Annotated in this window: 25 protein-coding genes, 2 tRNA genes and 1 riboswitch; of the genes, 1 reads left to right on the forward strand and 26 read right to left on the reverse strand. The window is 65.7% G+C overall.

The genetic code is table 11. The annotated features are described in order from the left end of the window. Positions 1-335 precede the first annotated feature (335 nt). The 7 genes from RW112_RS00420 to RW112_RS00450 all read right to left on the reverse strand — a co-directional run bounded on the left by RW112_RS00420 (position 336) and on the right by RW112_RS00450 (position 6,673). Positions 336-1,238 carry a CPBP family intramembrane glutamic endopeptidase gene (locus RW112_RS00420; RefSeq protein WP_317779951.1) on the reverse strand — a complete coding sequence of 301 codons (903 nt, stop codon included), beginning with the start codon at positions 1,236-1,238 and terminating at the stop codon, positions 336-338. A 123-nt stretch (positions 1,239-1,361) separates the two neighbouring features. Further along, positions 1,362-2,153, reverse strand: a complete 792-nt coding sequence (locus RW112_RS00425; RefSeq protein WP_317779952.1) for a hypothetical protein — start codon at positions 2,151-2,153, stop codon at positions 1,362-1,364. Further along, entirely contained in the window at positions 2,150-3,160 is a 1,011-nt protein-coding gene (locus RW112_RS00430; protein ID WP_317779953.1) for a VWA domain-containing protein, read from the reverse strand. Before RW112_RS00430 ends, RW112_RS00425 begins: the two co-directional genes overlap by 4 nt. Next, positions 3,157-4,170: a vWA domain-containing protein gene (locus RW112_RS00435; RefSeq protein WP_317779954.1), complete on the reverse strand. Its 1,014-nt coding sequence runs from the start codon at positions 4,168-4,170 to the stop codon at positions 3,157-3,159. Before RW112_RS00435 ends, RW112_RS00430 begins: the two co-directional genes overlap by 4 nt. Further along, on the reverse strand, positions 4,161-4,685 hold the full coding sequence (locus tag RW112_RS00440) for a hypothetical protein (protein WP_317779955.1): 525 nt from the start codon (positions 4,683-4,685) through the stop codon (positions 4,161-4,163). Before RW112_RS00440 ends, RW112_RS00435 begins: the two co-directional genes overlap by 10 nt. Next, positions 4,675-5,571 (reverse strand): DUF58 domain-containing protein, encoded by an 897-nt coding sequence (locus tag RW112_RS00445; RefSeq protein WP_317779956.1) that lies wholly within the window; start codon positions 5,569-5,571, stop codon positions 4,675-4,677. Before RW112_RS00445 ends, RW112_RS00440 begins: the two co-directional genes overlap by 11 nt. 10 nt (positions 5,572-5,581) lie before the next feature. Next, complete coding sequence (locus RW112_RS00450) at positions 5,582-6,673, reverse strand: AAA family ATPase (RefSeq protein ID WP_411709840.1); 1,092 nt, start codon at positions 6,671-6,673, stop codon at positions 5,582-5,584. Positions 6,674-6,751: 78 nt separating this feature from the next. Here RW112_RS00450 and RW112_RS00455 point away from each other — a divergent pair, with 78 nt between their 5' ends. Then, a complete protein-coding gene (locus RW112_RS00455; protein WP_305941280.1) occupies positions 6,752-6,955 on the forward strand; it encodes a hypothetical protein in 204 nt (67 codons plus the stop codon). A gap of 8 nt (positions 6,956-6,963) precedes the next feature. Here RW112_RS00455 and RW112_RS00460 read toward each other — a convergent pair whose 3' ends face one another. The 19 genes from RW112_RS00460 to thiD all read right to left on the reverse strand — a co-directional run bounded on the left by RW112_RS00460 (position 6,964) and on the right by thiD (position 24,428). After that, a complete protein-coding gene (locus tag RW112_RS00460; protein ID WP_317779958.1) occupies positions 6,964-7,794 on the reverse strand; it encodes a carbohydrate ABC transporter permease in 831 nt (276 codons plus the stop codon). Then, positions 7,791-8,672 carry a sugar ABC transporter permease gene (locus RW112_RS00465; protein WP_317779959.1) on the reverse strand — a complete coding sequence of 294 codons (882 nt, stop codon included), beginning with the start codon at positions 8,670-8,672 and terminating at the stop codon, positions 7,791-7,793. The genes RW112_RS00460 and RW112_RS00465 overlap by 4 nt, the downstream gene beginning before the upstream one ends. Positions 8,673-8,675: 3 nt before the next feature. After that, the gene (locus RW112_RS00470) at positions 8,676-10,031 is read right to left on the reverse strand and encodes an extracellular solute-binding protein (protein ID WP_317779960.1); all 1,356 of its coding nucleotides are present in this window, start codon (positions 10,029-10,031) and stop codon (positions 8,676-8,678) included. A gap of 116 nt (positions 10,032-10,147) precedes the next feature. After that, entirely contained in the window at positions 10,148-11,350 is a 1,203-nt protein-coding gene (locus RW112_RS00475) for an ROK family transcriptional regulator (protein WP_317779961.1), read from the reverse strand. A 138-nt stretch (positions 11,351-11,488) separates the two neighbouring features. After that, positions 11,489-12,637, reverse strand: coding sequence for a class I SAM-dependent methyltransferase (locus RW112_RS00480; protein WP_317779962.1), 1,149 nt, complete (start codon positions 12,635-12,637; stop codon positions 11,489-11,491). A 119-nt stretch (positions 12,638-12,756) separates the two neighbouring features. Further along, complete coding sequence (locus tag RW112_RS00485; RefSeq protein ID WP_317779963.1) at positions 12,757-13,914, reverse strand: NAD(P)-binding domain-containing protein; 1,158 nt, start codon at positions 13,912-13,914, stop codon at positions 12,757-12,759. Further along, positions 13,915-14,265 (reverse strand): zinc ribbon domain-containing protein YjdM, encoded by a 351-nt coding sequence (locus RW112_RS00490; RefSeq protein WP_317779964.1) that lies wholly within the window; start codon positions 14,263-14,265, stop codon positions 13,915-13,917. 83 nt (positions 14,266-14,348) lie between these two features. After that, positions 14,349-14,421 (reverse strand) — tRNA-Ala (locus tag RW112_RS00495). Positions 14,422-14,625: 204 nt separating this feature from the next. Next, positions 14,626-14,698, reverse strand: a tRNA-Ala gene (locus RW112_RS00500). A gap of 139 nt (positions 14,699-14,837) precedes the next feature. Continuing rightward, positions 14,838-15,239: a ribosome silencing factor gene (gene rsfS, locus RW112_RS00505; RefSeq protein WP_305941288.1), complete on the reverse strand. Its 402-nt coding sequence runs from the start codon at positions 15,237-15,239 to the stop codon at positions 14,838-14,840. A 103-nt stretch (positions 15,240-15,342) separates the two neighbouring features. Beyond that, the gene (locus tag RW112_RS00510; RefSeq protein ID WP_317779965.1) at positions 15,343-16,635 is read right to left on the reverse strand and encodes a hypothetical protein; all 1,293 of its coding nucleotides are present in this window, start codon (positions 16,633-16,635) and stop codon (positions 15,343-15,345) included. 8 nt (positions 16,636-16,643) lie between these two features. Next, on the reverse strand, positions 16,644-17,276 hold the full coding sequence (gene nadD, locus RW112_RS00515) for a nicotinate-nucleotide adenylyltransferase (protein WP_317780796.1): 633 nt from the start codon (positions 17,274-17,276) through the stop codon (positions 16,644-16,646). Positions 17,277-17,316: 40 nt separating this feature from the next. Then, a complete protein-coding gene (locus RW112_RS00520; RefSeq protein WP_305941291.1) occupies positions 17,317-17,541 on the reverse strand; it encodes a hypothetical protein in 225 nt (74 codons plus the stop codon). Between the two features lie 80 nt (positions 17,542-17,621). Continuing rightward, positions 17,622-18,971 (reverse strand): glutamate-5-semialdehyde dehydrogenase, encoded by a 1,350-nt coding sequence (locus RW112_RS00525; RefSeq protein ID WP_317779966.1) that lies wholly within the window; start codon positions 18,969-18,971, stop codon positions 17,622-17,624. Positions 18,972-18,997: 26 nt separating this feature from the next. Continuing rightward, positions 18,998-20,095 carry a glutamate 5-kinase gene (gene proB, locus RW112_RS00530; protein WP_317780797.1) on the reverse strand — a complete coding sequence of 366 codons (1,098 nt, stop codon included), beginning with the start codon at positions 20,093-20,095 and terminating at the stop codon, positions 18,998-19,000. Between the two features lie 64 nt (positions 20,096-20,159). Further along, a complete protein-coding gene (gene obgE / locus RW112_RS00535) occupies positions 20,160-21,749 on the reverse strand; it encodes a GTPase ObgE (protein ID WP_305941293.1) in 1,590 nt (529 codons plus the stop codon). 116 nt (positions 21,750-21,865) lie between these two features. Further along, a complete protein-coding gene (gene rpmA / locus RW112_RS00540; RefSeq protein WP_009372867.1) occupies positions 21,866-22,129 on the reverse strand; it encodes a 50S ribosomal protein L27 in 264 nt (87 codons plus the stop codon). Between the two features lie 61 nt (positions 22,130-22,190). Beyond that, complete coding sequence (rplU, locus tag RW112_RS00545) at positions 22,191-22,499, reverse strand: 50S ribosomal protein L21 (protein ID WP_011692233.1); 309 nt, start codon at positions 22,497-22,499, stop codon at positions 22,191-22,193. Positions 22,500-22,820: 321 nt separating this feature from the next. After that, positions 22,821-24,428 (reverse strand): bifunctional hydroxymethylpyrimidine kinase/phosphomethylpyrimidine kinase, encoded by a 1,608-nt coding sequence (gene thiD / locus RW112_RS00550; protein WP_317779967.1) that lies wholly within the window; start codon positions 24,426-24,428, stop codon positions 22,821-22,823. After that, a riboswitch (TPP riboswitch) is annotated at positions 24,411-24,508 on the reverse strand. It overlaps the preceding gene by 18 nt. Between the last annotated feature and the right edge of the window lie 18 nt (positions 24,509-24,526).

A 24,526-nucleotide genomic window follows, 5' to 3' on the forward strand; every position in this document is an offset into this window, starting at 1 on the left:
CGGCAGCTGAACCGCGGTCCATGGGACCGTGGAGACACTGAACCGGCAATGAATTTGAGTTTGGGAACACGGAGAGAACTTCGGCAGGGCGCAGCCGCGACTGTTACGCCTGACAAGAAGTTGTCCGTGAGCAAATGTCAGGCCCACATGGGGGCACCCACACCCTCCTGAAGGAGGATCGCTGACACGTTACGTCGGTAACTTGTATACGACTCTAGGGCCCGCTTCCGGGGCGTTCAAGCTGGCCGCCGAATTAAGACGCACCTTTACGCTCTGTTGCGTCGCCGGGCAGAACATTGTTCGCCCAACGGGCCGCTTTCATCATCCGGTCTCCGTCAGGGCTGCCGCCGCGCCGCCTGCCGCGCCTTGCGGAGCCGCCGCCTGCCCCACCAGACTGCGGCGGCCATGAGGCCCAGGACGTCGGCGAATCCCAGGATCGCCTCCCACGGCAGCTCGATTTCTCCGGTGTTGAGGTTGTTGAAGAACGACCCCAGCGGAGTGAGCAACGGCCACAGGACCAAAACGTTCCTGACTAGGGCAAAGGCCACTGCGTACACCACGCCGAGGCCGAACAGGAAGGCCATTCCTTCCCCGCCCATCCCGTACCCGACGTGGTAAAGGGCGTACAGACCCGCTGCCAGCCCGATGCCGGGGATCCTGCCCAGGCTCGCGCAAAGGCGCGTTTGCACGAAACCACGGAAGAAGACCGTCTCGAAGGCGCCGACGGTCAGCGACATCACGAGAAGTGGCACCCAGTCCGCGGGGGCCGGCAAGGCATAGCCCAGGAGCGTGATCGAGAACTGGATTGCGGCCAGGACAAGGCCCAGTGCGGCAGCTTCTTTCCAGTTCCCCAGCCACAGGCCCAGATCGGACAAAGGCCGTCCCCGTCGCACCGTGTAGAACACCGGCCCGGCGACGCCCAGGACAAGTCCGGCGCCGAAACACAGGAAGAGGCCAAGGACGTTGGCAGGGGTGAAGACCGTGAAGGCAAGGCGGAAGAGCACGACGACGGCGACGTACAGCGCTGCTACGACAGCCAGGTCACGTTTATCAACTCTCTTCCTTCGGTTGCCCTGCCCCCGGATTTTGGGACCTGACAGGATGGCAAGCAGGAGTCCCGACGCCGGGATGACGACGCCGTACACAGTCAGGTCCAGCACTGCGAGCGATAGCATGGCCGCAATCAGCCATGAAGCCCAGATCCAGTTGAGCCGGCCTTCGGTTCCTGCCATCCTCATAACGAGCCGCCGCTCTATCCTTCGGCCTCCCCTGTCATCAGCTTGGGATGCGTCGAGGCGGGCCGCTAGGGTATTTTGCCCCCGTGACCGTCCGGACCCGCGGCGGCGGACCAGCAGGGCCTGCTACCAGGGCTTACCGGTGCCGAGCTCAGCGTCGGCGTTGTTCAAGTACTCGTCCCGCTGCATGCCGCCGTTCCGCTCCCGCTGCGCGGACTTGGCTGATTCCTCCAGCTTGTCGAGCTGGCTCTGCCGCAGTTCCGGATCGGGCTGCGGCTGTTGATCGCCGTCCTTACCGGATTCACCATCAGCCCCGCCGTTTCCGAGTTGCTCCGCCTTGGACTGCAGCCGTCCTTCGGTTTCCCGGAGGCGTTGGCCCTCACCGTCTGCCCCGTTGGGCCTGTCCTGGCTGTCTTCCGGGCTGAAGCACCCGGGCGGAGCGGCGTTGACCGCAGCGAGGCCTTCGTCGTACAGCCTGGCTGCTTCGGCGGCGGAGTCCCCCGGGTTCCCGGATTGCTCGGCCTCGGCGGCCTCATCCGCCAGCCTTTCAATCGTGAGCACCAGGTTGACTCGCACCTTGCACTCATCAGCCGGCGGGGCGTCGGCGAGCGATGCCTCAAAGAGGGACCGGGCGCCGGCAAAGTCCCCCCGGAGGACCAGGGCGTCGGCGGCGGCAAAGGGCGCCTTGTGCCGTTCCACGATGTTGGCCATGCGCAGGCCGGACGCCGCCGACGAGAGGCCCGCCTGGTCGCCACGGCTGAACGAACCGGCCGCTTCGCCGCCCAGGTAGCCGACGCTGAGCAGCTTGACGGCGAGCGCCGCGGCAAGCAGCACGGGCGCTGCCGACACCAGCAGCAACCGCCGTCTCCGCTGCCTGTGGTGAGCGGCCGCGGGTGACAGGGCCTGCTGCCGGCTCATGGGCGGGCCTCCGGTTTTCCGGGGCGGAGCTGCCTCAGCTGGCGGAACACCCGCAGGCTCTCCCACAGGGCGAGGATGAACGCGCCCAGGGCCGGCGCCCAGTAGAGTTCCGTCCTGCCCTCAAGTGAGTCGGGCGTTTCCTTCAGCGCCCCTGGCATGGCTGACTGCATCATCGGTCCTGCCGCGTCCCCGGCCGCTCGGTGGACGTATGGCACGCCGAGTTGCGCCGCGATCCCGCGCAGTGTCTCTTCGTCGATTCGGGACACGGCATCGCCGGCGCTTCCGCCGCTGCGGTCCTGGATGTATGCAGCGGCTTCATCGGACGAATAGCTGGATTTCTCCTTCATCCGCCCGCCTTGCGAGGTGCCGTAACCGAGAACGGCACCGCCGTTGACCAGCGACGCATCCAGCCGCATGGGCTCCGGTGCCTTGCCGCTGGTCTGCTCGCCGTCGCCGAGGTAGTACACAATCCGTGCCCGCTCAGGGTGGCTGTCCCGGGCCGCCCTCAGCCGGTCGTTGAGCACAGTACGGGCTGCGGTCACGCTGCTGCCCGTCGAGTACTGGGTGATCTGGGGTTCCAACACATCGGTCAGTGTGCCCAGGGCCGAAGTGTCCGTAGTCAGCGGCATCCGGACCACAGCCTGGGAGTCGAACGTAATCATGGAAAACCTCGCCCCGGCCAGCTCCGCAGCTATGGCCATGATGTCCTGTCGGACGCCGTCGAGCCTGGGGCTGCCGTTCCCGTAATCCTCGGCCGCGATGCTGCTGGTGGTATCCACGACGAAGAAGACGTTCATGTCGGCCGTGGCCGCCCGGACGCTGCCGCCCGGCACACCCGGCCGGAGTGCCGCCAGCAGGAGCAGGAGCACGAGGCCGGCGGGCACCAGGCAGGCTCCCGGTTCAGCGCCGCGGCGCCGGCTTCCTACGGACGTCCACGCCAGGAAAATGAGGGCGGCACCAGCGACGGGGACCATGATCCACCACGGCCAGATGGGATGGAACGTCATGACCTCAGCCTCCAGGTCGCGCCCACGAGCAACAGTCCGGACGCTAAAGCGACGCCCAGCGGGATCTCGGCGCGGTCTGCGACGGTGGCCTGCGGGGCGGCTTTGAAGGCGGTGGCCTCCGTGGACTCCACCTTGCGGATGATGTCGGGTACCGTGTCCGGGCTGTCCAGCGGGTAGTACGCGCCGCCCGTCCCTTCCGCCGCCGACCGCAGCTGGGCCCCCGGTTGTCCGGGGTCTGTCCCGTAGTCGAAATCTCCGGGGTTGAGGGCAAAGACGCGGACGTCCTTCGTCGTGGCCAGCGCCGCAGCTTCCTGCAGGGTGAAGATGGGTTCGCCTGAGACGAAGTTGTCGGTGGCCAGGATGACCGACCGTGACCGTTCCTCTGGACCGCCGCTTCCCGCGGGAGCTCCGGCACCGGTTGCCGGGAAACCCTGCACGCAGGAGGCCAGTCCGTCGCCGATCAGGGAGGAACCGGCGCCGTTCCAGGTGCCGTCCAGGAAGCCGGCGCTGCCGGGCGCGCCGTCAAACGCTTCCCTGGCCACCTCAAGCTGTTCCTGCACGAAGTCGTAATCGTCCGTCAGCGGAAAGACCTGCACGGCGCTGCTGTCGAAGACCGTCAGCCCCAGCCGTTCGCCGTCGAACCCCTCCGCCAGCCGGGCGAAGACGTCCACTACCGCCGCATCGGCGCTGCTCATGGATCCGGAGGCATCGAGGCACAGGATGATGTCGCGGTTGCGCTGTTCCGGGCTGACGGTACTTCGTTCGGCGGGCCGGGCTGCTGCCGCCACGGACGCTGCCATCAGAACCGCCCCGGCGACGGCGGCGACGGTGAGCCAGCGGCGGTGCCGCCGCAACGCTGCCTGGTACTCCGGCAAGTCGGTGAGCCGGTGGCCGTGGGCGACGGGCACCCGGGTGGCATTCTCGCCCCGCGCCCGTTTCCGGACCATCCAGTAGGTCCCGGCGCCAAGGATTAGGGCGGCCGGAATCATCCACCAGAAGATCAATTCCATGTCCGGACCACCTCCCGGGCCGTCTCTGCCGCGGCCTCGACAGGGTATCCGGTATGCCGGGGCTCAGTGTCCCGGTGTCCGGCATGCCGGGGCTCAGTGTCCCGGGGTTCAGGGCCGAACTCCGCCGGGTAGAAGCTGCCGACGGCCAGGGCGGCTGACGGAAAGTCCTGCTCGCGGAGCTCGGCCAGGGTCATCCGCGGAGCATCGATCCCGGCCATGTCGCGGACAAAACTCCTGATGAGCAGGCTGAGTTCCTGGTGCGAAACCCGTTCGGACAACCGGCCGGCCGCGGCGTCCGCCGCCACGGCATCGATGCGGCGCAGGTAATCCTTCTTCAGGCCGGACGGATCCGACGGCGGGCCGGCGGGTGATGCGGGCGAGGGTTCCCTTCGCTGCCGGGTGCTCAGGAAGGCATAAGCCAGCCAAGCGGCGATGAGCAGCAGCAGGCCCAGGCCGGTCCACGGCAACCAGGCACTGTACTCCAGGGGTGCGTAGAACCCTGTGTCATTTTCCACGGCGGTGCCGTTCCAGCAAGGTGAACACCGCGGACATCACATCATGGCTGCTGCCAGCATGGACGTGGGCGATGCCCAGCCGCCGCAGCACGGCCTCCCGCGCGGCGTCGCGCTGCTCCTGCGCCGCGGCATAGGCACGCATGACGGCTTCCAATGCTGCGAGGCTGCCGGGAAGGAAGCTGGAATCCGCAACGTCGTAGCGGTCGCCGTGCCGGGCCCCGGCTGACTGCGGTCCGGCCAGCTGCGCGTCACGGACGGTCAGCCAGAGGACCTCGTGCTGGGCGCGCAAACGGCGCAGCAGCCGCTCCATACCTGCATCCGGCACCAGTTCGTCAGCTACAACGAAGAGCAGCATGCGCTGGCTGAAGTTGCTTGCCACAAACGAGAGCTGCTCGCCGATGCCGCTCGCGGGCGAACCCAGCCCCGTGCGGTCGTTGACTTCACGAAGGAGGCGTTCCAGGTGCGCTTCGCCCGCCTTTGCAGGCACCGACCGCGACGTCGTCCCGTCACCGCAGACGAGCCCCACCGCGTCGCCGTGGCGGTGGGCCAGGTAGCCCACCACACCCAGTGCCATCACGGCAATGTCCTTCTTTTCTTCACCGCCGAGCGAAGCAGCAGCCATGTTGCGTCCGGTATCAGTGACCAGCAGCACGGTCTGCCGCCGCACGGCAACGTAACGTTTGATGAGCGGCGAGCCGTGCCGGGCGGAGGCTTTCCAGTCGATGTCACGGACTTCGTCCCCGGGGATGTAGGCCCGGAGGTCGTCAAAGTCCAGGCTGCGGCGGCCCTTGAAGACGGAGCCGTATTCGCCGTCGAGCATTCCCCGGGCCTTGCGGTGGGCGAAGATCGACATCTTCGATTTCACCCGGGTCAGGAGGCTGGACATGCCGGCGCGCTCAGGGTGTCTGGACGGATGCCACAACGGCATCGATAACCGCTTCGACCGGTACCTGTTCCGCCACCGCTTCGAAGCCGAGGATGATCCGGTGCCGGAGCACGCGGTGGGCCAGCGCCTTCACGTCCTCGGGAATCACATGGTCCCGGCCGTTGAGCAGCGCAACCGCGCGGGCGGCCTGGCTGAAGGCGATGCTGGCACGCGGACTGGCCCCGAATTCGATGAAGCCCGCCAGCCGGGCGTCGATGTACTGCGCCGCGTTCCGGGTGACAAACACCAGGCCCACGATGTACCTGACGATCGCAGGATCGATGTAGACGCGCCTCACCAGTTCCTGCACCTCCGTGACCGCTTCCAGCGATGCGGCGGCGGCGGGGCGCTGTTCGTCGGTGAAGACGCCGGAATCGATCCTGCGGATGATCTCAGCCTCCTCGGCCGGCGTCGGGTAGTCCAGGACGTCTTTGAGCATAAAGCGGTCCATCTGCGCCTCGGGGAGCAGGTAGGTGCCTTCCTGCTCGATGGGGTTCTGCGTCGCCAGGACAAGGAACGGGGTGGGCAGCCGGTGCACCACTCCTCCGATGGAGGTCTGCCTCTCCTGCATCGCTTCAAGCATGGCGCTCTGCGTTTTCGCACTGGACCGGTTGATCTCGTCCAGGAGCACGATATTGGCATGGACCGGTCCCAGTTGGGTGACGAACGTGCCCTTGGCGGCATCATAGATCTGCGTGCCCACGATGTCGCTGGGCAGCAGGTCCGGGGTGCACTGGATCCGCCGGAATTCGGCGCTGACAGCCTCTGCCACGGTCTGCGCGGCGGTGGTCTTCGCCAGGCCGGGGACGCTTTCGAGCAGGATGTGGCCGCCGGTCATGAGTCCGACCAGCAGCGATTCCCGCAGCCGCGCCTGCCCCACCACTTTCGCGTCGAAGCTGCGCGAGATGCCCGTCATGACCTGCTGCGCCCGTGCCAGTTCCGCCGCTTCGATCCGGACCGCGCCCGTCGTCTGAAGCACTCGAAATCCCCCTGGTTTCTGTTCCTGGCCGGCGGCTGCTGCTGCCGGTTGGCCGGCGGGCATAACATGTCCGCCACGGGCCATACTATCCAAGCCGTGCCCCGAAGATTCCACAATGGGGAGCCCTCCCCATTGTGGGCCGTGCAGGTCTATCCTGATGGCATGATTCAGCTTCCAGCCAGTTACCAGGAGTATCTCGCCGGCAAGAGCGAGAGTTTCATCAACACCGTCCGGCCGATCCTCATGCAGTCAGCGGCCGACAAGTTGCACGGCGTCAGGGTCCTGTACAACCCCGGCCCCACCGGCCACCAGGCCCACCTGGACGACACCATCCCGTTCGGAACCGTGGTCGAAGACATCGACTGAAGGCCGGCTTAGCCCTTCACCGCTCCGGACAGCGCAAATGATCCGCCGGCCCCCCGTGCCACCAGGACGTAGAGGACCAGGACCGGAACCGAATAGAGGATGGAGAACGCGGCCAGCTGGCCGTAGGCAATAGCGCCGTGCTGTCCGAAGAAGCTGAAGATCGAGACTGATGCAGGCTGCTTTGACGGCGACAGCAACAGGATGAACGGGACGAAGAAGTTCCCCCAGGTCTGGATGAAAACGAAGATGAACACCACCCCCAGGCCTTGGCGCATGAGCGGCAGCACCACGGCACGCAGGGCGGTGAGCCCGGAAGCTCCGTCCACCCACGCCGCTTCCTCCAGCGAAACGGGAACCGCGTCCATGAAATTCTTGGTCATCCAGATGGCCATGGGCAACGCTGTCGCTGCCATGAAGAGGACCGTGGCCGGCAGCGAGTCGAGCAGCCGCAGCTGGACGAACAGGCCGTAGACGGGCACCATGATGGCCGTGACCGGCAGGCAGGTTCCGCAGAGGATCGAATACATGAACGGCCGGTTGAACCTGGACTGGAAACGGGACAGCGGGTAGGCAGCCAGTACGGCAGCCGCCACGGTCAGCGTCGCCGTCCCGCCGGAAAGCAGGAGGCTGTTCCAGAGCGGCCTGAGCAACAGCTCCGGCGTGAGGACGGCCGAGAAATTTGTCAGCGATGCGCTGGCCGGCAGCCGGGTCTGGTACCCCGCCTCTGCGTCCAGCGAACCAAACACGAGCCACAGCAGCGGCAGGATGAAGCAGGCGCCGATCAGCAGCAGCGCTGCATCTGCGGGACCCCGTGCCCGGCGGCGGCCCACCGTCGTCATCGTTTGTCGCCTTTCAGCAACCGCACATAGGCAATGCCGAACACGAGTCCCAGCACAATGAGCACCGTGGCAATGGCGGTGCCGTAGCCGATGTCGCCAAACTTGAAGGCCTCCTGGTAGGCCAGGACAGGCAAGGTGGTGCTTGCGTTGGACGGTCCGCCGGCCGTCATCACCCAGATCAGAGTAAAGACTGCCAGGGTCTGCAGCGTCACCAGCATCAGGTTGGTGGCGATGCTGGACCTGATCAGCGGGAGGGTGATGAACACCAGGCGCTGCCAGCCCGCGGCGCCGTCCATGAGGGCGGCTTCGGAGATGTCCTGCGGCACGTCGGCGAGGGCCGCCCGGTACACGAGCATGGAGAACGCGGTGCCGCGCCAGATGTTGGCCAGCACCACGGCCACCATGGGGTAGGCATAGAGCCAGTCGGCCCCCGCACCCCCCGCCCCGCCGAGCAGCTGGTTGAGCGTCCCGTCCTTGCTGAAATAGGCGTAGGCGGCGAACGCGGCGACAATCTCGGGGAGCACCCAGGCCGCCACCACCGCGGTGCCCACGGCAGCTGAGACGGGCTTCCGGGCGCGGGTCATGAGACCGGCGATCAGAAGTCCCAGCAGGTTCTGGCCCACCACCGCGGATGCCACAACAAAGACGATTGTGAGGACGACTGACGCCGGGAAGGCGGAGTCACTGAGCAGCCGTGCGTAATTCTCGACGCCGATCCAGGCCGGGTTCCTGGCGTTGCGTCCGGTGAGAGCAGCATTGGTGAAGGAGGCGTGGAATGACCACAGAACGGGCGCCGCCAGGAATAGGAGGATCAGCAGGACCGACGGCACAACCGGCAGCAGCCGGAGCTGCTGCCGGACCGTTTTTCGTTCACCCATGCGTTATTTCTGCAGGACCTTGGCGTCACCCACCTGGTCCCTGACGGTCTTGTCGTACTGCTCCGCAGCCTCCTGTGGCGAGAGGGCACCGGTGATCACGGCTTCCGTGGCAACCTGCACCGCGACGGAGATCCGTGGATAGTCCGCTGTGGCAGGGCGGTAGTGGGTGACGGAGACGAGCTCGGATACGTCCTTGACGAACGGGTTGGCCGCCAAATATTCGGGTTCGGCCGCGACGTCGGTCCGGACCGCGATCTGGGAACCCGACACCGTGAATGCCAGAGAGTTTTTCTTACTCAGGGCCTCGGTAAGGAACTTGAACGCCAGGTCCGGGTTCTTCGAGTCCGCCCCGACGGCCAGGGTCCAGCCGCCGGACATGCTGACGCCGCCGGGTTCCTGGCCCCGCTGGGTGGGGAACCTCGCCACGCCCATGTCCTCCCCGTAGCCGGCCCACTCGTAGTTGCCGCCCTTCTGCCAGAACGACGGTGTGTAGGAACCCTCCACTGTGGCCCCCATTTTGCCTTGCGGCAGCCACTCGCCGAAGACCTTCTTCCAGACGTTCGCGTCGAGCGCCTCGGCAGGAGTGACGGCGAGTCCTTCGTCGTAGAGGGTTTTCAGGAAGGTCAGTGAATCCTTGAACCCCTGTGAGCCAATGACCCACTTCTTCTCCTGCTGGTCATACAGTTCACTGTCCGTACCGTAGAGCAGTTCGTAGAAGCTCTGCATCACGGTGCCCTCGCCGGTGGCCTTGCCGGCATACATGTGGAACGGGACCAGTGAAGGGTCCGCGGCCTTCATCTTGCGGGCGGCGTCCAGGATTTCGTCCCAGCTCCGGGGCTGCCACGGAACGGCAATGCCTGCCTTTTCCAGGACCTTCTTGTTGTACCAGATGGCACGGGTGTCGGTTCCGAGCGGCACCGCGTAGATGCCGCCGTCATCCCCGGTGCCGGCAGCCTTGGCGGCCTCGTTGTACAGCTTCCAGTCGTCCCATTTTTCGAGGTAGCTGTCCAGTTTCAGGAGGTACCCGGCGTCGACGTCGGACCGCACTTTGAACGTGTCCTCGTAGAAGACGTCAGGGGCTGTCTCGGGCGACCTCAGGGCCAGCGCCAGCTTGGTGCCGTAATCGTCGTCGTTGGCCTCGATGGGCTGCAGTTCCACCGTGGTGCCCTGGTTGGCGGCTTCGAAGTCCTTCTTGGCGTCCTTGAACAGCGTGTCAAGGGCAGTGAACGAATCGGTCTTTTGGTAGACGATCTTCAGGGTCCGGTTTTCGGCGGCGGGCTGTTCCGCGGAACAGGCTGCTGTGGCCAGCAGCGCTGCCGCCGACAAAAGCGCTACAAGGATTTTGGCAGGGCGGTGCATGACGCTCCAATCTTCGAGCGGCTGCAGCCCCCAATGTCCTCCAGCTGGCCCCAGCCTTTAGCTGATATGCAATTTCAGGTTAGTGCTTACTGCAGACAATGTGGCGGGGTGCGGCTTCAGCCTTCCAGCAGCAGCCGCTGGGCGCGTGGAGCCAGCGTATGCTCGAGCACCAGGCAGGCAGCCCCGATGGCACCCACATCCTCCCCCACGCCGGTCCCCACAACCTCTACATCGTGGATCTGGCGGGCCGCACTGTTCTCCTCCACCAGCCGGGGAACGCGGTCCAGGTACCTTCGTGACAGGAGCGACCAGAAGGGCCCGCCGAAGACCACCCGCTCGACGTCGAGGGTGTTCGTGACCACGGCCACCGCCCGGGCCACAAGTACCGCGGAGTGGTCAAGGATCTCCCCCGCTTTGCCGTTGCCGGCGTCGGCTTCGTCGCAGAGCCTCGCAAAGCTTTCCTGGATATCCAGGGCTCCGGAGGGATGGCGGACAACGTCAAGCACGCCGGCGGCTTCAGCCTGCGCCACGAGGACCTGCGGGATGGCGGTCGATTTCACGCAACCCCGTAGTCCGCAGTCGCAGGGCGCACCGTCCGGGTCCACGATGATGTGCCCGATTTCACCGGCGTTGCCCGAGGTTCCGCGGACCACTTCGTCGTTGAGGACGATGCCGCAGCCGATGCCGGTGCCCATGTACATAAAGACGAAACTTCCGGAGCCGCTGGGACCGCCCGCCCAGGTTTCTGCCACCGCGGCGCTGGTGACGTCCTTATCCACGAGGGTGGACAGGCCGGTGGCCTCCGCGAGAGCGTCACGCAGGGGCACACGGTCCCACCCGAGCAGGAGGGGCGGATCTACGACAGTGCCCTCTTCCAGGTTGATGGGGCCGGGTGCGGCCACGCCAAGTCCGGCAATCTTGTCCGGGTCCACTCCGGAGACAGCCACGAGGTCCTTGATTTCGGCGGCAATGGTCGCGATTATCCCGTCAGGGTCGCTCCCGCCGGGGGTGTTGATCCGCGAGTGCCGGACAACGGACCCCACGAGGTCAAGGACCACGAACGTGGTGACGGCAGGATCCAGATGCACACCAACGGCGTACATTCCGGCGGGGTTCAGCCTGAGGATGGTGCGGGGCTTCCCTGGCCCGCTCCCTTCCTTCCCGGCTTCGACTATGAGGTTTTGGTCCAGCAGGCGGCGCGAGATGTTGGAGATGGTCTGCGGGGAAAGTCCGACGATCTGGGCGAGTTCCACCCGGCTGAGTCCCCCCGAAGAACGCCTGATGGCGTCCAGAATCACCGTGAGATTGAAGTCCCCCATACGGGGCAAATTTGTTCCGCGCCTCGGCGATGGCGTGCGGATCTCAGTCACGGATTCCCCTAAACTTCTTCGGTTATGCACTGCTGATGGTTGAATCGTACGTTACCTGCGGGCGCGGCGGTACGCCCACACGCGGACTTAAGCCACACCAGGTTCCGTGCGTCCCGTGCTGACCGCAACCGTGAACTTGGCGTTCCTGCCCGCGACCCGGGTGGGACCGACAAAGCGTTCCAGTGCCGGAAGGTATTGCAGGTGGCTGTTGTACACGGTCCAGAGCTCTCCGCCCGGCGCCAGCACCCTTCCGGCGGCCCGGAACATCTTGAGCCCCGCCCCGGCATGGACGCTGGCTCCGAGGTGAAAGGGCGGATTCAGCAGGATGAGGTCGGCGCTTCCGTCCGGCAGGGAGCCCATGGCATCGTCCTGGAGGACGGTGATCCGGCCGGCAAGTCCGTTGGCCTCCGAGGTGGCCCGTGCAGAGTCGACGGCGGCCGCTGACTGGTCCGTGGCCGTCACCTTCGATTCCGGATGGGTCCTGGCATACATGGCGGCCAGGATGCCGGTCCCGCATCCGAGGTCCACGACGTTCCCGGCCGCCGGCATGTCCGGCAGGTACCTCAACAGGAACCTGGTCCCGATGTCGAGTTTGGTGCCGGCGAATACTGCCCCGCGGGCGCACACGGTCAGGTCCAGTTCGCTGTTGCGGTCGGCCACCGGGAACGGCGGCGGGCCCGTGACGGGCCGGGCGTCCCGGGCCAGCAGGACCCTGGACTTCTGCCGGGCCAGCTGCGGCTGGACGTCGGCGAAATACCGTTGCAGCACGCTGTTCATGCCCAGGCTCATGTGCTTGACCCTGCCCCCGGCCAGCAGAACCGTGCCCGGAGCCGCGTAGCGGGCTAGGGCATCGGCCGTTTCCTCCAGTTCCGCGAGCGTCTTGGGCAGCTGCAGCAGCACCACATCGACGTCGTCGAACAGGACCGCACCGAGCGGCTGCTGGTCAAAGCCGGAAGTTATGTTGAGGTTTGCGGCGTTGTTGCGGAGTGCCCGCTCCCCCGTGATGAGGTCCTGGTGGACCTTCACGTTCCGGACCCCGTAGGCGGTAAGCGCACCCAGCGTCAGTGCCCCGTAGCGGTCCCCGATGACCGTGACGCGGCTGTCCGGCGAGAGCAGGTCGGACGCCGTTTCGAGCAGCAGCTTGTCAGTAGCATCCCAGGCCTGAAGGTTGGAGGCTTCAACATCCGGGAACCGGCGCAGGCCGGAGAGGATGGTGTCCAAGCTGTTGTCCGCCACGTGCAAGCTGCCGCCTTCTTTGTCCGGGTTATTCCGCTGGCCGGGAGGGTCCTCCGGGCGAAAAGTTACCCAGCAAACCTACCGTGAAACGGCACAGCCCGGGGCCGGGCAGCACCCCTTCAGGCCGACAGTGCTCCATCGGGTCCGAGGCGCGCCAGCATCCGCACGATGCCGGCCACTGCAGCCCTGCCCGCCCGGTTGGCGCCGATGGTGGACGACGACGGCCCGTAACCCACCAGGTGCACCCTTTCCTCCGCTGCCACCTGCGTCCCGTCCATGGCGATGCCCCCTCCGCTGCCGCGCAAGTGCAACGGGGCAAGATGCTCCAGCTCGGCCCGGAAGCCGGTGGCCCAGAGGATCACTCCTGCGGCCAGGAAGCGTCCGTCAGCCAGCCGGACCCCGCCGGGTTCTATCTCCGTAAACATCTCCCGACGGTCCAGGGCGCCGCGCGCGGCGGCTGCACGCAGCGACGGGGTCCAGATCAGTCCTGTCACCGACACCACGCTCTGTGGAGGAAGCCCCTGCCGCACCCGCTCTTCAACGAGGGCGACGGCGTCATGCCCCGCCTTCTGGTCAAAGCCGGCCTCGCGCCACACAAGTTCCCGGCGTGTGAACCAGCTTGTGGTGGTGACCTGGGAAATTTCATCGAGCAGGCCAACCGCCGATATGCCGCCGCCCACCACAATGACGTGCTGGCCCCGGAAATCCTCTGCCGCCCCGTAGTCGGCCACATGCAGCTGACGGCCCCGGAACGTGGACTGGCCCGGGTAGATGGGCCAGAACGGCCTGGTCCAGGTGCCGGTGGCGTTGATGACTGCCCGTGCAGACCAACTGCCCGCAGAGGATTCGATCCTGAGGCGTCCAGAGGGGTTGTTGTCTTCACGGGAAACCGAGCGGACCTTCACGGGCCGCAGGATGTTCAGCCCGAGCCCCTCCTCATAGTCGCCGAAGTAGCGTGATAGGAATCCTGAACTTGGCTCGGCCGGGTCGACGACCGGCTTGGGAATGCCGGGGAGGTCGCTGATGCCGTTGACTGTGGCCATCCGGAGGCTTTTCCAGCGATGCCGCCACGCGCCGCCGGGTCCGGCTTCGGCGTCAAGGACAACGTAGGAGCCCGGCGCATCCTGCACAACCGCATCAGCGGCGGCTTGTCCTGCGGGGCGGAAGCCGCGGCGCTGCAAATGGTACGCCGCGGACAAGCCGGCCTGGCCCGCGCCAATCACCACTACATCCGCGGCACGCAGTACCGCCGCCCGGGCGTCAGCGATTTCCGCCACCTAGACTTTCTTGACCACGCTGGACTTGAGTTGCATGGGACCGACGCCGTCCACCTTGCAGTCGATGTCGTGGTCTCCCACGCCGTCCATGAGCCGGATGCCCCGGACTTTCGTCCCCACCTTGATGACCGTGGAGCTTCCCTTGATCTTGAGGTCCTTAATGACCGTGACCGTGTCACCGTCCGAGAGGACGTTCCCCACCGCGTCCTTGACGACAGCTGCTGCCGCTTCGGAAGGTTCCGCGGCATCGGCGGACCACTCGTGGGCGCACTCCGGGCAGACCAGCAGTGCTCCCATCTCATAGGAGTACTCGCTGGCGCACTCAGGGCAAGGGGGAAGGGATTCGTTCACGGTCCCATATTAGTCGAGCGCTAAACAGCAGAAGCCGCGCCGGCCCGTCAGGGGCTGCGCGGCTTCTGCTGTTGAGATATGGGTGGAGCTGAGGGGACTCGAACCCCTGACCCCCTGCATGCCATGCAGGTGCGCTACCAGCTGCGCCACAGCCCCAAACTCGTGTTTCTTCCGGAGCGATCTCCGTAAGCAACTTGATTATCTTAAACCACAATCGTGTAAGACGCCAATTCGGCCCCGGTGCGCGGCAGCCCGCGGCCGTCGACCGCCACGACTGCACACAAAAGCGCCGGAAAGCCACGGAATCAGCGTGGAACAAAAAAGTCCGCCGGAATCTTTCGATTCCGGCGGACCATTCGGTGGAGCTGAGGGGACTCGAACCCCTGACCCCCTGCATGCCATGCAGGTGCGCTACCAGCTGCGCCACAGCCCCGAATTTTCATTGCTCCGGCACCTTCAGTTTTCACTGGAGGGCCCGGTTCTGCGTCCGGATCTCTCCGAAGCAACTCAAATATCTTAGAACAGCCGTTCCGAAAATTCCAAATCGGGCATATTCGGTGGCGTCTCCGCGGCTATTCGCTTTCGGAAGAGACAGCTGCCTTGGCCGACGCGTCATCCCCGAGCTGCAGGTCTACCACGGGGCAGTCCTTCCAGAGACGCTCAAGCGCGTAGAACACGCGGTCTTCCTCGTGCTGGACGTGGATAACGACGTCGGAGTAGTCCAGCAGGACCCAGCGTCCGCCGGAGCGGCCCTCACGGCGGACGGGCCGGAGATCCTGCTTGCCAAGTTCCTCTTCGATGCCGTCCACAATGGCATTGACCTGGCGTTCACTGGGCGCCGAAGCGATCAGGAACACATCGGCCAGGGCCAGCCGCTCGCTGACATCCAGGCCGACGATATCCTGGGCTATTTTGTCTGCAGCGGCACGCGCGGCGACGCGGGCTATGGCGATGGATGAATCTGTTGCAGTCACGGGACTCCTTGTAGTGTTTTAAAGCTATGTTTGTCCGGCACTGAAGGAATCAGCGCCGTAATGTCGGAAGGGCAGCCGCAGGGTGATGCGCCGGTGCGTTGGATCAGGGGGCCAGGCCGCTGATAATCATGGTGACGCCGGCAATCAGCGCCACTATCCCCAGCGCGAGGACTGCCAGCTGCAGCAGCCGGATACGATGCGCCCGGCCCAGACCGGCGGTGACGGCGTCCAGCGGTTCGAGTCCGTAGGCCGTATTTGCGGCCACGCGCGGCCGGTCAACGAAATTCTCGCCGGCTTCTGCCGACCAGGAATCAGCAGGCTCGGCGGCAGCGGCTTTGGCTGCCGTGGGATCGGCCGCGGCTTTGGCTGCCGCTTCAGCCCGGGCAAGGACGCCTGCACGGCCTGTCACCGGCCCGGGAGTCCGCCTCGTCGGGCCGGCTTTACGTGAACCCTTGGGGCCGGACGGCTGCAAGCGCGGGCCGGGATTGGTCACCACGGGTACATACGACGTTGCCGGTTTCTTCATGACCGGCCGGTCAATCCCCGGAACCTTCTCGAACTCCAGCGGCGTGACCATCGCAAGGTTGCTGACGGCCGAAGGCTCCGTCTTTGGGTTCGCAGGCTGGCTGGCCTGTTCGGCCAGCTTTTGCTTGGCCATGGCCCGCTTGTTCAGGATCGCAGCGCGCTCGGCCAGTGCGATCTGCTCCGCGAGGATTTCCGGGTCCACCGCTTCGGGATCCGTCGCCGCGATGTGCTCCATTTTGGCAATCTGGTTCCTTGCCTGTTCGGCGATGAGGGAACGCGCCGCGAGGGCTTGTTCGACGGTCATGCCGTCAGGAAGGTTGCTGTCCGGGTTTGCCTGAGGGGTCCCGGACCCGGCCGCTTCCGCCTGATGAACGGCCGACGGCGGCGCCGATTGACCCGGACGGGCCTGCGGGGCCGGCTGTCCCGGACGGGCCTGCGGCACGGTGCGCTGGGCGGCGGTGCGCGCCTGCGGAACAATCGGGTTCGCGGCAGTGGCCGGTGCGGCCTCGGCCTGAAGCTGCTGGAGGCGGAGCTGGCGCCGTGTGGGCGGACCGCCGCCGGACAGCCGCTCTTCCTTTTGGGCCAACTCCTTGATGGTGCGCAGGGCGGCGCGGTCCCTCGCCCGGCTCTGCGAGGAACGTTCGGATCCCGAGGGAGTCCGCACGGAGTCCACAGGCCCCGGGGCTACGCGGCGGATGCGGCCCGTGCCGTCCTCCCGGGAACGAGCGGGCGTCCCGTCGCCGGGCAGTTTGGAGGCAGGGGGAACGGGACCCGGCGCCGAGGGCGCCGTATCCTGCGGTGATTCCACGCGCTCATCTCGGGCCTGCCGCAATTCGCGACGGCTACGGAGGGGAGGCTGTTCCTGGCTCATCTAACAACTCACTCGGTACTGGCTGGTTCGTGTAACTCGGTAGGTGCGGCCTTGTTGTCCGGGTCGGACTGCCCGGCATAGAGGCCGTATTTCGCAATGTACTGGACCACCCCGTCGGGCACGAGGTACCACACGGGGTTGCCGGCCGCCACGCGCGTCCGGCAATCAGTGGACGAGATTGCCATGGCGGGCACTTCCAGGAGACTGACGTCTTTCCTGCCCATCCCGTCGAGGACGTGCCCCGGCCGGGTCACACCGACGAAATGCGCCAGCGACCACAGTTCATCGATGTTCTTCCACGACAGGATCTGTGCCATGGCGTCCGCGCCGGTGATGAAGAACAGATCAGCATCCGGCCGCTGCGTACGAAGGTCACGCAGGGTGTCGATCGTGTACGTGGGGCCGGGACGGTCAACGTCAACCCTGCTGACGGTGAACCTGGGGTTGGATGCCGTGGCAATGACCGTCATGAGATACCGGTGCTCCGGTTCGCTGACTTGTTTGTGCGTCTTTTGCCACGGCTGCCCGGTGGGTACAAACACCACTTCGTCGAGGCCGAACTTCGCCGCGACTTCGCTGGCCGCGACAAGGTGGCCGTGATGGATGGGATCGAATGTCCCGCCCATCACACCCAAACGCAGGCGGCGCTTGGCGCCGCGCCGCTTCAGGACCGCAGTGATGTTAGTGGCCTTGACCGTGATCGTGCTTGTTCGGGTGCTGGCGGTGGGGATCCGAGTGCTCCTCAACGGCTTCGTGCCGGTTGCCGAGGTTGCTGTAGGACAGCGTCACAAACATCATGACGAGCATGATCGCAAAAATGGCCACGCCGAAAACCCATGGTTCGGCCCACAGCGGAGCCAGTTCTTCATGTTCGGCGACGGACGCGCCAACCTGCTGCAGCAGCATTTTCTCCCCTAAAGAGTTCACACAATGACGACGGCGGGCATTCCCGCCGTTCCGGACTTCTGTTCCATGTTACAGCGTTGCTAGCTGCGGATCTGGCCCTCGCCCTGCACTATCCACTTGGTGGTAGTGAGTTCGGTCAGGCCCATGGGACCGCGGGCGTGGAGCTTCTGGGTGGAAATACCAACCTCTGCGCCCAGGCCCAGTTCCCCGCCGTCCGTGAACCTGGTGGAGGCGTTGACGATGACCGCTGCCGAATCAATTTCGGAAATGAAGCGTTCGGCGTTCGCGAGGTCGTTGGTGATGATGGCCTCAGTGTGCCCGGTCGACCAGCGGCGGATGTGCTTCACTGCCTCATCAAGGTTGTCCACCATGCCCACCGCCAGGTCCAGGTCCATGTACTCGGTGGCCCAGTCCTCGTCGGTGGCCGGCACTGATTCCACCGACGCAGGCAACGCGGCGCGGACCCTCTCATCGGCGTGCAGCGTGACTCCGGCTTTGCGCAAGGCCTCGGCGACTGCGGGCAGGACGGTGGATCCGGAATGCACCAGGAGGGTCTCCACCGTGTTGCAGACGCTGGGCCGCTGGGTCTTGGCGTTGAGGAGGATGTCCACTGCCATGTCTTCACTGGCGGATTCGTCAATGAAGATATGGACGTTCCCCTCGCCGGTCTCGATGACCGGTACTGACGAGTTGTTCACTACGGTCTGGATCAGGTCCCGGCCGCCGCGGGGAATCAGGACGTCCACCCGGCCGCGCGCCCGCATGAGGACGTTGGCGCCTTCACGGCCGAACTGGTCGACGCTCTGGACGGCGTCTGCAGGCAGCCCGACCGACTCGAGGGCTTCACGGAGGACACGGATGAGTGCCTCGTTGGTGGAGGCAGCGGCAGTGCCGCCGCGCAGGATGACCGCATTGCCGCTTTTCAGCGCCAGTCCGGCGATGTCCACCGTCACGTTGGGGCGGGCCTCGTAGATGGCTGCGACGACGCCCATGGGTACGTTGATCTGGCGCAGGCGCAGGCCGTTGGGCAGCGTCTGGCCGCGGACCACGTTCCCCACCGGGTCAGGCAGGCCCGCAAGGTTCTCCAGCGCGGCTGCGAGGGCATCGATCCGTGCGTCGTTCAGCGTCAGGCGGTCCAGAAGGGCCGCGGACGTTCCGTTCGCGCGGCCGGCCTCCACATCCTTGGCGTTGGCGGCCAGGATGCGGGCTTTGCTCTCGAGCAGGGCAGCGCCGATGGCGCGCAGTCCTTTGTCTTTCCAGGCGCGGTTTGCGCGTGCCATGCTGCGGGAAGCGTGGCGGGACCGGTCAGCGATGGAGTGCACGGCAGCCTCGACCTCAGCCGGGGACAGCTGGGCATTTTCGGGCGCGACAGATACTTCCGTGGAGTCGTTGGATTTCTCGGCGGCTTGGTGAATCAGTGCCTCAGTCATCATTCAAGTCTAGGCGAATCAGTCCCCTAGACCAGAACCAGGTCATCAACGTGAACAACTTCACGGTCGAAGCCACGTCCCAGCGACTCCCCCAGTTCCACTGTGGAACGCCCCAGCATTTGCGGCAGTTCATCCGAGGAGTAGTTGACCAGGCCCCTGGCGATGACCGTACCGTTCGGCGAAACCATTTCGACGGCGTCGCCGGATTCAAAGGTGCCTTCAACGGCCGTAATACCGGCCGGGAGCAGCGAAAAGCGGTGGTCACGGACAGCCGTGACGGCGCCGTCGTCGAGGATCAGCCGGCCCTGCACGTGCGCCAGGTGCGCCAGCCACATCATGCGCACCGATTTGCGGCCGCTGTTGACGGAGAACCAGGTTCCCACGTCCTCGCCGTTCAGGGCGGCGGCGGCATTCGCTGTGGACGTGACCAGTGCGGGGATGCCCGAATCGGCGGCCATCGTGGCAGCCTCCACCTTCGTCTGCATGCCGCCGGTTCCGACACCGGCCTGGCCGGGTTTGCCGATGTTGACGCCCTCGAGGTCCTGGGGGCCGTCAACCTGCGGAATCCGCTTGGCGCCCTTCGAGGGAGGCCCGTCATAGAGCGAGTCGACGTCGGAGAGCAGCACCAGGGCATCGGCCCGGACCAGGTGCGCCACCAGGGCGGACAGCCGGTCGTTGTCACCGAAGCGGATCTTGTGCGTTGCCACGGTGTCGTTTTCGTTGACCACCGGCACGACGCCGAGGTTCAGGAGACGGTTCAGGGCACGGAAAGCGTTCATGTGGTGGCTGCGCCGCATGAGGTCGTCCGCGGTCAACAGGACCTGGCTGACCGTCACGCCGTGCGCTGCGAAGGCGTGCGTGTAACGGGCCATGAGGAGTCCCTGGCCTACGCTGGCGGCTGCCTGCTGGGTGGCGAGGTCGCGCGGGCGCTTCACCAGGCCCAGAGGAGCCAGGCCTGCCGAGATGGCACCGGAGGACACGAGGATGATCTCGGTGCCGTCGTTGTGCTTGGCAGCCAGCGCATCGGACAGCTCGATCAGTGCTTCTTCGGAGATTCCACCCTTGAGGCTGGTGAGCGACGACGATCCGACCTTGACGACGATGCGGCGCGCCCTGGCGAGCATGCTGCGGTCGTCGGTGCGGGGTTCCTCGATGACAATTGCGGAATTATCGGTCACGTGTGCGGGTTCACTCCTCATTTTCGGTGGTCAGTCCGCTCTCCTTGAGCGGCCGTGCGGCACGCCGCCCGCTGACTGATTCGGTCCAGATCCCGGCCTTGCGCTCGGCTTCCAGCTCGGCCCGGGCCGCAGCCTTGGCGTCGCGGCGCTCCTGCTGCTCGTCGCGCTTCTGCCCGCGGGTGGGGCGGTCGCCGATGTCGGCGAAGCGGACGTCGGTGCCACGGGGCGAGGCGAGCAGTTCGGCGCCGGCCATCATGGTGGGTTCCCAGTCGAACACCACGCCGTCGTCTTCACCGATCACTACGGTGTCGCCTGGCTTGGCGCCCTGCTTGAACAGCTCGTTTTCCACGCCCAGTTTGGCCAGCCGGTCGGCGAGGTAGCCGATGGCTTCTTCATTGGTGAAGTCGGTCTGCTTGACCCAGCGCACGGGCTTGTCGCCCAGGACGCGGAACAGCGGCTCCAGGTTCTTTTCCTCACGGCGGATCTTGAAGCCGGACTCGTTGACTGCCCGCGGGCGCAGCACTGGTGCATGCACCTTCGGCGGCGTGGCGGCCACCGAGTCACGGGCGGCCTTGACGATCTCCGCCATGGCGAAGCCGAGCTGGCGGAGGCCTTCGTGGCTCGTGGCGGAGATCTCGAATACGCGGTAGCCGCGGGACTCAAGTTCGGGCCGGACGAACTCGGCCATGTCCTTGCCGTCAGGCAGGTCGACCTTGTTCAGGGCCACCAGCCGCGGCCGGTGGTTCAGCGGGACAACCTCGCCGTCGGAGCCGGCGTAGCTCATGTCAACCGCGTATTTTTCAAGCTCGGCTTCAATGATGGCCAGGTCGGAGAGCGGATCGCGGTCGGCTTCGAGCGTACCGCAGTCCAGTACGTGAACCAAAGCTGCGCAGCGCTCAACGTGCCGCAGGAAGTGGTGGCCGAGGCCCTTGCCTTCGCTGGCTCCTTCGATGAGTCCGGGGACATCGGCGATGGTGAAGCGTACGTCGCCGGCCTGGACGACACCCAGGTTGGGGATCAGCGTGGTGAAGGGGTAATCGGCGATCTTGGGGCGTGCCGCGGACATGGCGGCGATGAGGCTGGACTTGCCGGCGGACGGGAATCCCACCAGGGCGATGTCCGCGATGGACTTCAGTTCCAGGACGATGTCGCTGGACTCGCCTTCGATGCCGAGCAGGGCGAAGCCGGGAGCACGGCGCTTCTGGGAGGACAGTGCGGCGTTGCCCAATCCGCCCGGTCCGCCGGCGGCCGCGACGAACTCGGCGCCTTCGCCGACGAGGTCAGCCAGGACCCGGCCGTCTTTGGTCTTGACGACGGTGCCTTCCGGAACGGGAAGGATCAGGGTTTCGCCGTTTTTGCCGCCGCGCCAGTCGCCCATGCCCGGGCCGCCGTTGGTGGCGTGGCGGTGGGGCGCGTGGTGGTAGTCCAGCAGCGTGGTGGTCTGGGGGTCAACGCGCAGGATGACGTCGCCGCCGTCGCCGCCGTTGCCTCCGTCGGGACCGCCCAGGGGCTTGAACTTTTCGCGGTGGACGGAGACACAGCCGTGGCCGCCGCTACCGCCGGATACGTGCAGTACTACCCGGTCTACAAAGCTCGCCACGTGAATCTCCTCTGTGCTTAACCTGACCGTCTTGGACGCCCAAATTGATTGTAATGCGGTTAAAAGAACAGTGGAGCGGGCCATCATGGCCCGCTCCACCGGTTTAGATCTTGGTGTTACTCTGCAGCTGCAGCAGCAACGATGTTCACGACTCGACGTCCGCGGCGGGTGCCGAATTCGACGGCGCCGGGGGTCAGTGCGAACAGGGTGTCGTCGCCGCCGCGGCCTACGCCGGCACCCGGGTGGAAGTGGGTGCCACGCTGGCGAACGATGATTTCGCCTGCGGAAACTACCTGGCCGCCGAAGCGCTTGACGCCGAGGTACTGGGCGTTGGAGTCACGACCGTTGCGAGTGGAGCTCGCGCCTTTTTTATGTGCCATTTGAAATGCCTGCCTTAAAAATTCTGGGGAATCTGCTGAAAACCTGAAAAGTAGCGGAAGGTTACTTGATACCGGTGATCTTGACCTTGGTCAGTTCCTGACGGTGACCCTGGCGCTTCTTGTACCCGGTCTTGTTCTTGAACTTCTGGATGACGATCTTCGGACCACGAAGGTCCTGGAGGATCTCAGCCGTAACCGTTACCTTGGCCAGGTCCGCAGCGGCAGACGTGACTTTGTCACCGTCCACCAGGAGCAGTGCGGGCAACTCAATGGTGCTGCCGGCTCCACCGGGGACGCGGTTCAGGGTAACGAAGTCTCCAACGGAAACCTTCTCTTGGCGGCCGCCTGCGCGGACAATCGCGTACACCACTGGGGAACTCACTTCTCTCGACGTTTATTACTAGATTTGCGTGCGGAACCTGGGTCCAAATTGTTTGGCCTGGTTCACGCTGTGCCTCAACGCCGGTGGGTTCCCCGGGGGAACCCATGAGTTATCCACGGACAATGCGTTTGGAATCCAAACGGACCGTCCTGAGGTTATAACCCAAGTGTTGGCGTAAGCACCGAAGATCTAGAATACGCTAATTTTGCCTTCGGCCGCAAATGAGGCTGGCTCCGGTGGCAGTACGTGATAGGCGCCACTCTGTGTAAAACAGGCTGGTGCTGCAACGACTTCCGGAACCGTGCCCCACTATCCTACCGGCTGCGAAACCCTCTGCGGTGCAGCATGCAGCCTCGGCGCGTCGAAAAAGTCCACCTCGTAGCGGCACGACTGGCGGAAGGCCGTCCGCATGGCCTGCCGTTCCGTCCCGGACGCCGCCCGGGCCGCAGCGTCGGCGATGCGGACCGCCTCCCTGGTGGCTGCGGCGAACTCCTCGTCCGCGTAGGTACGGAGCCACCCGGCGTAAGGGTGGCTGGCCGGCGAGCCGGCCGCCAGGAACTGTCCGTGAAGTGTGGCGCCCACCTCGGCGTACAGCCAGAAGCACGGAAGCACCGCGGCAACGAGCACCCCGTAGCTGCCGGAAACAGACGAAGCGAGGAGATGGTCCACGTAGGACTTGGTCACGGGCCCCAGGCCTGCGTCCACCTTCCGGGTGCTGAGCCACGTCCGGTGCAGTTCGGACTCGACTTCGAGGCATTGCTGGGCCGCGCGCGCCCAGAAAAGCTGTTCGGCCTCGGTGGGGGCAATGGCGGCGGCACGGGACAGGACCCTGGAATAGCCGTTCAGGTAAATGGCGTCCTGGGCAAGGTAATACGCAAAGTGCTGCTCGGTGAGGGTGCCGTCGGCCAGGGCGCGGATGAAGTCCAGCCCGTAGATGTCGTCCAGGTCCGGCCCGGCGTCCTGCCGGAGCACCGCAGCGAACTGCCCTTCGGCCGGCGCGTCCGCGCCTTTGGGCGCGAGATGGTGGAAATGGTGGACCGGGCCGTTGCCTGTTCCCACTTCCAGTGCTTCGGCTTCCCGGAGCGCTCCCTGCAGCCACGGCTTCACTTCCCGCAGGGATGCTTCCCAGTCCCCCAGCCGTGCCTGCGCAGTTGCCATCGCCGAGGACAGCGAACAGCCGGTGCCGTGGCTGTTCCTGGTGGTGATCCGCTCGCCGGGGACTACCACAACGTCCTGGCCGAGCAGCCCTTCGGTGTTGACGAGCGCGTCGGGGCAGGCACCGCCGTCGAGATGTCCGCCCTTGACCAGGACGGTGGTGCCCGCCTGGGCGGCGAGGCGCTTGCCTTGGGCCAGTGCCGCTTCCCAGTCGCCGGCGAGGGGTTCGTTGAGGAGCATCGCCAGTTCTGCCAGGTTCGGAGTGACGAGGTCGGCAAGGGGCAGGAGTTCACGCAGTTCCGCCTCGGCCGCCTCCTGCAGGAGCCGGTCCCCGCTGGTGGCGACCATTACGGGATCAAGAACGACGACGGCGGGACGGGACTTCTGCAGCCAGCCGCGGACGGCGGCAATCACCGCAGAGTCACCCAGCATGCCGATCTTGACGGCGTCAACGCTGATGTCATCACTGATGGCCTCAAGCTGGGCGGTCAGGAAGTCCGCCGGGGGCACGTGGACGGCACGGACGCCGCGGGTGTTCTGCGCCGTCAAGGCGGTGATGGCAGCCATGCCGTATCCGCCGTTGGCGGCAATGCTCTTGAGGTCCGCCTGGATCCCGGCCCCGCCGGACGGATCGGAGCCGGCGATGGCCAGCACCCGCGGCGTACGGCGAAGGAGGGCGCCGCCGGATGATGAGCCGCCGGACGCTGAGGGGGTTGCCGTGGAGGCAGGCGTGGGCAGGAATGATATTGCCAAAGGAGACATCCCTTCGCCGGTGCTAACCGGACAGGTTCAACGGGTGTGGATCTCAGCCGGCCCTGTGCGCGGCACCCCGTGTCAGTCCCCCAGCCTACTGTTTCCCC

It is taken from the genome of Arthrobacter sp. B10-11, assembly GCF_033142195.1.
GTDB classification, from domain to species: Bacteria; Actinomycetota; Actinomycetes; order Actinomycetales; family Micrococcaceae; genus Arthrobacter; species Arthrobacter oryzae_C.